Annotated in this window: 5 protein-coding genes and 1 pseudogene; 2 read left to right on the top strand and 4 right to left on the bottom strand. The window is 74.1% G+C overall.

Features of this window, described 5'->3' with window-relative positions; translation table 11 throughout:
• Positions 1-11: 11 nt before the first annotated feature.
• Positions 12-6,386: an RHS repeat-associated core domain-containing protein gene (locus ACFU6K_RS07475; RefSeq protein WP_380661446.1), complete on the top strand. Its 6,375-nt coding sequence runs from the start codon at positions 12-14 to the stop codon at positions 6,384-6,386.
• A gap of 23 nt (positions 6,387-6,409) precedes the next feature.
• On the opposite strand, the gene ACFU6K_RS07470 is transcribed toward ACFU6K_RS07475, so the two are convergent.
• The gene (locus tag ACFU6K_RS07470) at positions 6,410-7,141 is read right to left on the bottom strand and encodes a hypothetical protein (protein WP_380661445.1); all 732 of its coding nucleotides are present in this window, start codon (positions 7,139-7,141) and stop codon (positions 6,410-6,412) included.
• Between the two features lie 261 nt (positions 7,142-7,402).
• Complete coding sequence (locus tag ACFU6K_RS07465) at positions 7,403-7,816, bottom strand: MarR family winged helix-turn-helix transcriptional regulator (RefSeq protein WP_380661444.1); 414 nt, start codon at positions 7,814-7,816, stop codon at positions 7,403-7,405.
• A gap of 82 nt (positions 7,817-7,898) precedes the next feature.
• On the opposite strand from ACFU6K_RS07465, the gene ACFU6K_RS07460 reads away from it, so the two are divergent.
• Entirely contained in the window at positions 7,899-8,729 is an 831-nt protein-coding gene (locus ACFU6K_RS07460) for an SAM-dependent methyltransferase (protein ID WP_380661443.1), read from the top strand.
• On the opposite strand, the gene ACFU6K_RS07455 is transcribed toward ACFU6K_RS07460, so the two are convergent.
• The gene (locus tag ACFU6K_RS07455) at positions 8,720-11,695 is read right to left on the bottom strand and encodes a TIR-like protein FxsC (protein ID WP_380661442.1); all 2,976 of its coding nucleotides are present in this window, start codon (positions 11,693-11,695) and stop codon (positions 8,720-8,722) included. The genes ACFU6K_RS07460 and ACFU6K_RS07455 overlap by 10 nt on opposite strands.
• Positions 11,682-11,844, bottom strand: a pseudogene (locus ACFU6K_RS07450) (MoxR family ATPase); the annotation flags it as partial. The pseudogene ACFU6K_RS07450 and the gene ACFU6K_RS07455, both read right to left, overlap by 14 nt.

The raw sequence follows: 11,844 nt of genomic DNA, 5'->3' as shown, positions 1-11,844 counted from the left end.
CCACCGACTCGGTGGGCGCCGCCCCGCTGGTGTGGCAGTACACCTACGACGGCGACCGGCTCACCAAGGCCTGCGACCCCGACAACCGCTGCACGACCTACCACCACACGACCGGGTCGCACTACCGCAGCGTCGTGCTCGACTCACGGCCCGACGCCTACTGGCGGCTCGCCGACGCTCCCGGCTCCCCGACCGCCGGCAGCGAGGTGAAGGTCAACCTCGGCAAGGACGACGGCGGTTACCGGAACGTCACGCTCGGGGTCCCCGGCGGGCCGGCGGCCGGCTCCGGTGCCACCGCGGCGACGTTCAGCGGCAACTCCTCCGTCGTGCTGGCCGACGGCCAGGCGGTGAGGAGCCGCAACCTCGCGGTGGAACTGTGGTTCCGCACCACCGCCTCCGGCCCGCTGTTCGGGCACCAGAGCAGCCCGATGGGCCAGGACTCCACCAGTTCGGTGCCCGTGCTGTACGTCGGTACCGACGGTGTCCTGCGCGGCGAGTTCTGGTACGGCAAGGCCGCTCCGCTGATCGGCGGCCCGGTCGCCGACGGCAGGTGGCACCACGTCGTCCTCAGCGGCGCGGTCGGCAGCCAGACGCTCTACCTCGACGGCCGCCGTACCGCCTCCGTCGACGGCACCATCGAATCCGAGGGAGTCACCCGGACCCAGATCGGCGCGGCCTCCAGCGGCACTCCCGCCGGCGCCTGGCCCGGCTGGCCGAGCGACCGCCGGAACCAGTGGTACTTCACCGGCGACATCGCCGAAGTCGCCTACTACACCCACCCCTTGGGGGATGTCGCCGTCGCCGGGCACCACGCCGCCGGGCAGCCGGCCGATCTGCTCGACCGGATCACCCTGCCCTCGGGCCGGACCGCCTCGGCGATGACCTACGACACCGTCAACGACCGGATCAGGACCAGGACCGACCACAACGGCGGGCTCTGGCGGCTCGACGCACCCACGGTCAGCGGCTCGGCCGACAACCCGGTGCGCACCGTCCTGGTCACCGACCCCGGCAACCGGTGGCACCAGTACGACTACGACGCGTTCCGCGGCCGCATCCTGCGCTACATCGCGCCGTCGGCGACCGACCCGGCCGCCGACCCGCAGCACCCCACCGCCCCGCCGACCTCGGCGCCGCCCTGCCCGCCGCCGCCCGGCAGCGACCCCGGCTACTGCGGGGGACCGGTCGGGGGCGGCTCCACCTGGTCGGGCGGGCCGATCAAGGGCCAGGGCGTGCGCAGCTACGACTACGACGCCGACGGCTTCCAGAGCGCCGTCACCGACGAAGTGGGCCACCGGATCACCTTCGGCCACGACGCCCGGGGCAACGTCACCAGCCGGACCACCTGCCGCACCGGCCCCGCCGACTGCCAGACGGCCTACACCTCCTACTACGTCAACCCGGACAACCCCTTCGACCCCCGCAACGACAAGCCGACCGACACCAGGGACGCCCGGTCGGCGAACCCGGGCGACAACACCTACCGCACGCACACCGACTACACGGCCGACGGCCGGGTGGCGGCCACCACCACACCGGACGGGGCGGTGGTCCGGCAGACCTACACCGACGGCTCCGAGGCCGCGTACCCGCCGGGCGGCGGCAACACGCCGGCCGGGCTGGTCAAGGCCACCACCGACGCCAGGGGCAAGACCACCGCCTACCAGTACTACGCGAGCGGGGACCTCGCCCAGGTCACCGGACCGACCGGCGACACCACCCGGTACGGCTACGACCCCCTCGGGCGCCGCACCGGCGAGACCCGGCTCTCCGACGGGCTGCCCGGCGGGTCGGCGACCACCTCCTACGCCTACGACAGCGCGTCGCGACTGGTGAGCACCACCGAACCGGGAGCCGCCAACGTCGTCACCGGTGCCGTCCACACCGCCCGCACCAGCACGGAGTACGACGCGGACGGCAACCCGACCAGGGTCCGGGTCGACGACCTCACCGGCGGCGACCGGAGCCGGGAGTACCGGTACGACTACGACGACCGCGGCCGGCTGGTCAAGGCGACCGACCCCGAGCAGAAGGCCACCGGCTACGGCTACGACGGGTTCGGCAACCGGACGTCCGTGACCGACCCGACCGGTACCGTCACCGTCTACGCCTACACCGCGCGCAACAAGCTCTACCAGGTACGGCTGCACGGCTGGTCCGGCGACGCCCCCGGCGGCGACACCGCGACCCCCAGGCCCGACCTGGTCCTCGAATCCTTCTCCTACGACCAGGCCGGCCGGGTCACCAGGCACTCGGACGCCATGGGCCGCACCCTGGTCTACGGCTACCACCAGGACGACCTGCTGCACACCGTCACCGCCACCGGTGTCGACAACTCGCTCGACGTCACCCTGGAGGAGAACGGCTACGACGCCGCCGGGCACCTGACCAGGAAGGTCGAACCGGGCAAGCGGGCCACCGCCTACGAGATCGACGCCGCCGGGCGCACCAGCGCGCGGACCGAGGACCCCGGCGGCCTGGACCGCAGGACGGCCTACACCTACGACCCGGCCGGCAACGTCCTGAAGACCACCCGGACCGGCAAGCCCTCCAACTTCACCGGCTACAGCACCGCCACCCCGGAGACCGTCTCCTACAGCTACGACGACGCCGGCCGGGAACTGACCGCGACCGTCGCCAACGCCCCCGCCCCGAGCGTCACCAGCCGCGCCTACTACCCGAACGGCCTGCTCAAGAGCATCACCGACCCGCGGGGCAACGCCCCCGGTGCCGACGCCGCCGCGTACACCACCACCTTCGGCTACGACCAGCTCGGCCGACCGACCACCGTCACCGCACCGCCCGTCAGCGCCGAGAGCGGCGGGAGCCGGCCCGGGCCCGTCCGCCCGGTGACCGCGACCGGTTACGACACCTTCGGCGCCATCGCCCAACTGCGCGACCCGCTCGGCGCGGTGACGACCACCGACCACGACGGCAACGGCCGTCCGGTGCGCACCACCAGCCCCTCCTACACCCCGCCGGGCGCCACCCAGGCCCTCACGCCGACCCGTACCACCGGCTACGACGACGCCGGACGGGTCAGCAGCACCACCGACCCGCGCGGCAACACCACGCGCTACGGCTACGACCAGCTCGGCCGGGTCGTCTCCGTCCAGGACCCGAGCCCGGACGGCACCCGCCCCGGCGGCGTCTGGAGCCACACCTACACCCGCACCGGCGAGCCGCTCTCGACGACCGACCCGCTGGGCGCGACCGTCCGGTACACCTACGACGACCTGGGCCGACCGGCCACCCGCAGCCTGATCGAGCGCAAGCCGCAGACGGTCACCCTCACCACCGGGTACGGCTACGACGCCGCCGGCCGCCTGACCACCGTCACCAGTCCGACCGGCGCCCGGACGAGCTACACCCACGACGCCCTCGACCAGGTCCTCACCACCACCAGCCCGGCCAACGTGGTCACCACGTACGGCTACGACCCGGCCGGCCGCCCGGCGCAGACCACCGACGCCGCCGGCCGGGTCCGCACCTCCTGGTACGACCCGGCCGGCCGGTTGGTCGCCACCACCGACGCCGCGCCGAACGGCGCCGAACTGCGGTCCGTCAGCACCTCCTACGACCTCGCGGGCAACCCCGTCGCCCGCACCGACGCGCTGGGCCGCACCACCACCTGGACCGTCGACGCCCTGAACCGCGCCACCGGCCAGAGCGAACCGGTCGCCGACGGTCAGACCATCACGACCTCGACCGGCTACGACGCGGCCGGCCGGCCCACCCGCTACACCGACGGGCGCGGCAACTCCACCACGACCGGCTACAACAGCCTCGGGCTGCCCGAGTCGGTGGTGGAGCCCGCCACCAAGGCCCACCCCGGCGCGGCCGACCGCACCTGGACCACCGGCTACGACGCGGCCGGCAACCCCGTCGCCCTGACCGAGCCGGGCGGTGTCACCAGGCACCGCGGCTACGACAACCTCGGCCGCCTGACCGGCGAGACCGGCACGGGCGCGGAGAGCCCCACCGCCGACCGGGTACGGGAGTACGACCCGCTCGGCCGGCTCACGGCGGCCGACGCCCCCGGCGGCCGGGACACCTTCGAGTACAACGACCGCGGACTCCTGGTCGCCACCGACGGCCCGTCCGGCAAGTCCGCCTTCGGCTACGACGAAGACGGCCTGCTCCTCACCCGGTCCGACGCGGCCGGAACGGCCACCTACACCTACCTCAACGGCCGGCTCTCCGGCATCCGGGACGGCCTCACCGGGACCACCACCGGCGTCGGCTACACCACGGACGGTCAGGTCGCCCGGCTCACCTACGGCTCCGGCCACGTCCGGACCTTCGGGTACGACGACCTCGGGCGGGTGTCCAGCGACACCGTCAAGAACGCCGCGGGCACGACCGTCACCTCGGCGGTCTACGGCTACGACCTCAACGGCAGACTCACCGCCAGGAACACCACCGGCGGCGCGGGGGCGGGCGGCAACGCCTACGGCTACGATCAGGCGGGCCGGCTCACCTCCTGGACCGACCCCGGCGGCCGGGCCACCGCCTACGCCTGGGACGCGGCGGGCAACCGGGTCGGCAACGGAGGCCGCACCGCGGTCTTCGACGAGCGCAACCGGCTGCTGGCGGACGGCGACTCCACCTACACCTACACACCCCGGGGCACCCTCGCGGCCCGCACCCCGAACGGCGGCAGCGCAGTCCCGGCGTCCTTCGACGCCTTCGGCCGACTCGTCTCCCAGGGGACGGCGGCCTACAGCTACGACGGACTGGACCGCGTCGCCACCCGCAACGGCACCGCCTTCGCCTACAGCGGGGCGGCCGGTCTGCTCGCCTCCGACGGCGACACCCGCTACGCGCGCGGACCGGGCGGCGAACCGGTCGCCCTCCAGCAGGGAAGCGTCAAGCGGCTGACCCTGACCGACCAGCACGGCGACCTGGTCGGCGGCCTCGATCCCGCCGACGGCGGCGCGGGACCGGCCGACTCGGTCGCCTTCGACCCCTTCGGCAACCCGACCGCCACCACCGGGGCGAAGCGCTCGCTCGGCTTCCAGGGCGCCTGGACCGACCCGTCGACCGGCCAGGTCGACATGGCCGCCCGGTGGTACGACCCGTCGCGCGGCGCCTTCACCTCGCGCGACGACGTCGCCCTGTCCGCCACCCCGTCGGGCAACGCCAACCGCTACCTCTACGCCGGGGGTTCACCGCTCGACGGGACGGACCCGACCGGGCACGAGACCTGCCGGGCGCGGTCCTGGCTGGGCGCCCTGGGCTGCCTGCTGACCCGCGGCCTGGGCGCGGCGGGGGAGGAGAACCGGGGCACCGGCACCGGCCTCGGCACGGGCAGCTTCATGGACCTGGACATGGTCGCCAACCCCATCCCGCCCGACTTCGACCGGCAGTTGGCCAAGGTGATGGCCGAGGCCTGGGCCGAGGCCATGAGGAAGTGCGGCGTCCTGTGCGATCCGCAGTGGGGCAACAGGACCGACCCCTACGCGGACGACAAGCTCCTGGCCTGCGGCGGCAACGGCCTGCACTCCCGGTACGGCCAGGCCTGCGTGCCCAGGCCGCGCCGCGACGACCCGTCCGAGACGGAGACCGAGCCCGAGCCGACCAGGCCCCCCGCGTGGCGGCCCGCCGAACCGCGGGCGGGCCGGCCGATGCCTCCGCCGGACCCGGCGATCAGGGCCCGTGCGGACAACCAGGTCCGCGCCCGGACCGTCCCCGTCGACGTTCCCGCGCGGCTCGGCATCCCCGCCTTCGCCGACCCCGGCGAGCAGATCAGCTGCGGTCCCTCCTGCCCGGCCGCCAGGGCGGGCGCGCAGAGCCAGGTCGTCACCGACGCCGAGCAGGTCTGGAAGCAGTTCCGGGACGTCCTGGTCGACCCGTCCCACAGCATCGTCGCGGTCCTGTCCGACCTCACCGACACCGCGCCCGCCGGTGGGCCGGCCCCGGCGCAGGCCCTCTCCGGCGTGGAGTGCTCCACCGACGGCCGCCGGCGCTCCGACGGCAGCGGGGCCGCCGACGTCCGGTCCTGCGAGGGGACCGCGGTGGTCCACCACCACGGCGGCCAAGGCGCGAACCTGCACTTCAGCGTCGAGGTGATGCACCCGAACGGCGACGTCTGGCACACCGAGCTCAAGCCCACAGCCGACGAGAAGGCCACGATCATCAGGAACTACGGGGGGCCGAACGGACATACGACCTACGGCTTCAGGCTCCCGAACGGCCCGGCCGCCTGGGAGTACCTGGAGAAGAACGTCAACACGATGGGGAAGGAGCCCTACAACTTTCTGACGAACAGCTGCCTGACCTACGTCTGCGCCGTCCTGCAGGCCGGTGGGGTGACGGACATCCCCGGTACCAGGGCCAATTGGGCTAAGGAGGGCTTCCGGTCCGTCTTCCGGAACGACGGCTGAGCGGCCTGGTCCGGACCCCCTGGCTAGTAGTCCCAGGACATCGTGGTGGTGATGGCGGCCAGGAGCAGCCAGCCGATGAGGGGGATGGCGAGGGTGAGGGCGAAGGGCCACTGGGCGGTGATGAGGGTGATGCTGCCGATGACGGTGAAGAGGATCAGGAAGGGGAGGACGGCGACGGGGAGCGCCCAGCTGGCGAGGCGGCGCAGGAGCAGGCCGTAGACGGCGAGGACGGTTCCCGTGCCGACCAGGAGGGCGAGTTTGAGGGCGGTGAGCCAGGGGGTGCTCTGGACGGCGGAGCGGTGGCCCTGGTGGGAGAGCTCGACCACGCGGCCCCTCCAGAGGGTCAGGTCCACGTTGACGCCGTTCTCCAGGCTCTCGTAGAGGCCCTCGGTGACGCTGTAGGTGGCGGCGGGCACCGTCTCGCGGGAGACGGTCAGGTCGTAGGTGGTGGAGTCTCCGTTCGAGTCGGTCCTCCTGCCCGTCACCCGGCCGGTCTCGTGCCCGGTGCAGTCCGCGCCGGGCGCGGTGGCGGGGGCGCCGCAGACCGGGGCGACACGGTAGGCGAGCGCCTCGTCGTAGGCGTCGACGAACCAGGAGAAGCCGAGGGCGACGGTGGACAGGCCGACGACGACCAGCAGGGCCTGGGCCACGATGCGGGCGACCGGGGCGGTGGACCGGCGGGTGTGGTGCCGGGGGCGGGAGGCTGTCTGACGGGGCGGCGGAGTCGGGACGCGGTCGGTCGGCGGCTCACTCATCGTCGTCGCTCAGCACTGGTCCCGCCGGCTCGCGCTCGCGGCGCAGCCGGTCCCGGAGCTCCGCCGTCTCCCGCGGCCCGTCGCCGCCGGTGACCTTGATCCGCGCGTCCATCGCACTCCCTCGGACTCGCCCGGGTGTGTCCCGGGTTCAGGCGGGATGATGGCAGGGATCGGCGGTGGCGGGGGAGTGGCCGGACGAGCTTGTGACCGACTTGTGGAACTCGGCCGGGGCATGGGGCTGGTGACGGGCCCGGCGGCTGGTCAGGGCAGCAGCAGGCCGGCGAGTTCGTCCAGCAGCTCGGTGACCCTGCGCGCCTTCTCCGGGTCGGGGACGGCCTTGGCGATGACCGGCTCGGCGGGCCGGGCGACGTGGGCGCGGATGGCGTGCCGGGCCGGCTCGGAGACGGTCAGCAGGGTGCGCCGCCCGTCGGCCGGGTCGGCGGCGGCGTCGAGCAGGCCGCGCTCGCGCAGCCGGGCGACGGAGACCGAGACGTGGCTCTGGGCGAAGCCGGTGCGGACCCGGATCTCCTGGACGGAGGTGGCGGGGTGGCGGTACACGTCGGAGATCACGGCGATCTCCCCGGCGCTGAGGTGCTCGGCGGCCGGGTCGGTGATCATCGCGCGGCCGAGTTCCGTCAGCCGCTTGCCGAGTCTGAGGAGTTGCACGCCGTCCATGCCCGCAAGGGTACATCTTCACCGATGCATCTCCACCAATACATCTATGCTGATGCATCGGCGCCGATGTAGATTTCCTGGCATGACGACCTCCGAACCGCTCAGCCCGGTCTCCCGCACCGCCCTGTCCGTCGCCCGGGTGCGGGCCTACGAGAGCTCCCGCCCCGACCCGCTCTTCGTCGACCCGTACGCCCTCGCCTTCGTTGACGCCGCCGGCCTCGAACCCGCGCTCTCCGGCCCGGTCAGCAGCCTCGCCAAGGCCCTCGTCGCCCACGGCATCCTGCGCACCCGCTTCTACGACGACCGGCTGCCGGCCGCCGGCGCCGACCAGGTGGTGCTGCTGGCGGCGGGCCTCGACACCCGCGCCTACCGGCTGGACTGGCCGGCCGGCACCCGGGTGTTCGAGCTCGACCTGGGTCCGGTGCTGGACTTCAAGCAGCAGGTCCTGGACGGCCTCGGCGCCGTACCGAAGGCCGAACGCACGGCCCTGCCCGTCGACCTGGTCGACCCGCGGTGGCCCGAGCGGCTGGTCGCCGCCGGCTTCGACCCGACCCGGCGCTCGGTCTGGCTCGCCGAGGGGCTGCTGGTCTACCTCGCCCCGGACGAGGCCGCCGGGCTGCTCACGGCGGTGGCCGGGCTGGCGGCCCCGGGCAGCCGTCTCCTGCTGGAACAGGGCGGGGACGTGAGCCGCACACCGCAGGACCCGGCGCTCACCCACCTCACCGGCCTGTGGCGCGGCGGGCTCGGCCCGGGCACCGGCGACTGGCTGGACGGGCACGGCTGGACGGTGGAGACCACCGCCCTGACCCGGCTCGCGGAGACGTACGGGCGCCCGCTCCCGGACCCGTCGACCACGAGGGCGTTCATCGAGGCGGAGCGGCGGGCGGTGCCCGGCGGGGGCGCTCAGGGCTGATCGGCATCGCGGTCGGACTGCGGCGTCAGGCGGATGCCGGAGGCAGTCGGCCGGGGCAGGTCCGGGCGGGTCCCGGGCGGACCGGCGGGGACGGCCAGCCCCGGTATCGTCGGCTCGGTGGCGAAGCCGCGGGCCTGACCGAGCCCGAAGGGGTCGCCGTCGTCGCCCTGCCGGTCCAGGTTGTCGTCCATGAGCTTGTTCTGGGCGATCGTCACCATGGTGCTGAGGACGCTGTCGAAGTTCTCCCGGCTCACTTTGACCCGGAACAAGTGCTCCAGGTCGCTCCGGTGCAGCCAGTTGCGCCGGAACACGTCGCGCACGCCCGCCCAGAGCGCGTCGCGCTCCGGCCCGTCGGCCGGATCGTCGCTGCCGGTGGGGAGGATGACCCCGGTGAAGGGGCGGTTCTGGTCGTCGTACGCGCGCAGCACGGAGCGGTAGCGCTCGCTCCCGGCCACCCACGGGTCCACCAGCAGGATGCTGACCTCGCTGTTCTCGCGGGCCTGGTCGACCTTGGCGGTGAGGTCGGCGTCGATCTCCTCCAGCGTGGTGGTGTGCCCGGCCGCGGTGAGCACCTGCTGGGCGAGCATCACCAGGGACGATTGGACGGGCGGGTGGTACGGCGCCCAGTCCCACGGTTCGGTGCCGTACCACCCACCGCCTGCGGCGGCGGCCTCGGAGGATGTGCCGGCGGCGATGAACAGTCGCACCATCCCGGGGGCGGACGCCGCAGCGAGTTCCATCGGGGCGGGGAAGTAGCCGCGTACGGCGCCGAGGTCGAACTCGGGCAGCTCGCCGAGCCGGCGTGTGGCCGCGTCCCGGACCAGTTTTGCGACCACCCGGACGACCTGCTCGTACGCTTCGCTCTGCGCGGTGCGCAGCAGGGCCCGCAGGCCCTGCCGGGCGTAGGCCTCGCCCATGTCGGGCTGGGCCCACTGGATCTTGTTCACCTCGTCGGCCAGGCCGCCCGGCTCGACGGGCTCCCAGAGCACCGGGAGGAGCGCCGGGACGAATTCGCCGGTGTCCTCGTGGTGGCGCCGGACCCGGCCGCGGAAGGCGGTCCACTCCTTGCCGCAGTAGAGGCTGGCGAAGTAGGCCGGGGAGTAGAGCGCGACCATGGTCCGGCTGCGGCCGAGCATTGTCGCCAGCTTCTCGGCCCAGTCGTCGCCCAGCCGCAGCCGCTCGGTGTCCCGGTAGGCCAGCTCCTCGACGCGCACGCCCGTGCCGACCAGCCGGCCGAGCTCGTCCCGTAGGTCGTTGAAGAACCGATCCACCAGGCTGTCCTCGGCCTCGAAGTCCCGGCGCGCGTAGCTGAAGAAGAAGTACGGGCGCGACCACTCCTCGATGCCTCCGGGCCGGAGGGTGGGGGAGGACTGGACGCTCACCGTCCGCAGGGGCGGTACGGCCCGGGGTAGGGGCGTCGGTGCGGGTGGGCCAGGATGGTCGCCACCCAGCAGGGTGAGGGCGTCCGGGCTGACCACGGCGAAGGGCGGGCCGTCCGGTGCGGGTCCAGAGCCGCTGCCGGTGCCGGTGCTGGGGGCCACGGCCGGGAAGGTCTCCCGGGCCGACCCGGCGTGCTGCTCGATGTACCCGCCGACCCGGCGCAGCAGGTCGACGGTCTGCCAGGCCGCTGACCGAGGCAGCGTGCGCAGCAGGACCTCGCGGACGCCCGGCCGGAAGGCGTACTGGCCGTCCGCGCCGGGCAGGGCGGTGAGCAGGCCGCTGAGTATGAGTTCGGCGAGTTGCTGTGGGCGCGGGCGCGGTTCGACGGCGGCCTGGACCAGCCGCATGACCGGTAGGTGCGGGACGCCGACCGCCAAGTGCCCCGCGAGCCGGAAGGCCCCCGGCGAGGCCACGGCCCGGAACCGCAGCACCAGGTCCTGCGCAGACAGCCTGCCGGGGTCCTCGCCCTCGGGCGCGGCGGAACCGGTCGTCAGGAGGCGGCCGGCCGCGCCGGGCACCCGGCCGGTGCGGCCGGACACCAGCTGCGCCCAGTGCGCCAGCCATTCGCCGGTGGGCTCCAGGACCGGCACCGGCATCCCGGGCCCCGCCGCATCGGCCCGGTAGGGCGTGAAGCCCAGGTTCGCGTTGGGTGCTGCCTCGCCGGCCGGGGAGAAGACCCCGGCGGTCGCGGGCAGGGCCGTGCGCCGCCACAGCCGCTCGGGCAGCGGCTGGACGACCGCCGTGGCCATGGTGGCGGCCCGGTCGCGCAGTGCCCGGTGCCACGGACTGGGCGTGCCCCCGGGCGCCCACCACTGCGGCCCGGCGCAGTCACTGACGACCAGCAGGACGGTCCGGTCCGGCCTGGAGGCCGGCATCCGCAGGCTGCGGGAAGCGGCACCGCACGGCACGCGCAGCAGTCGGACCGTACGGAAGAAGCCGGTCTGGGCGGCGAGGTGGTGGAGTTCCCTGGCCAGCGGGCGCCAGACGGTCATGGTCGGCCCGTCGTCGAAGGCGATCACCAGGTCGAGCCAGCGCTCGGTGCCGCGGCGCAGCACCGGGAGCCAGCAGTGCGGTACGGCGTTGTGCGCCGCGATCCGGTGGGCCGTTCGAACCTCGTCGAGCTCCCAGCCGCGCGTGGTCGGGACCCGGCGGGACAGTGGCCGCAGGGCGCGTTGGAGGGCGAGCGGGCGGCGGAGCAGTGGAGGAGCGGGTGTGCGGAGCGGCAGGTGGGGGCCGGGTGCGGTACCGGTCTGCGGCTCGACCGGCGTCGTCCCGGGGGCGTGCAGGTGCGCGGCCGGCGCTGTGGCCTGGTCGTCGGCGGGGACCGGCGCGTGGCCGGTTCCGGTGCCCTGCCGGGCCGCTGCGCCCGGGGGCGGTGGGGTGGGGTTGTGCGTGCTGTGCCCCGCGAGCCAGAGCAGTTCGGCCAGCTCGGTCGGCGAGGGGCGGTGGCCCGACACCTGGGTGAGGACCGCCGCCAGCCGGGCCAGCCCGGTCGGCCCGGCTGGCTCGGCCTCAGAGGAGGTCATCGCCACCGGTTTCCGGCCCGAGGTAGGCCATCAGCTGCTCGGCGAGTTCGTCGCGAGAGTCGGCGTCCAGACCGGAGGTGCCGGTCAGGAAGACGGCGTTGAGGAGCTGGTCGGTGGCGAGTTCACCGGCCTCGGCGCGGGTGAGGAAG

The sequence above is a fragment of the Kitasatospora sp. NPDC057512 genome, assembly GCF_042802135.1.
GTDB lineage: Bacteria > Actinomycetota > Actinomycetes > Streptomycetales > Streptomycetaceae > Kitasatospora.
The sequence above is the reverse complement of the archived record's forward strand: the minus strand, read 5'-3'. Positions and strand labels throughout refer to the sequence as shown.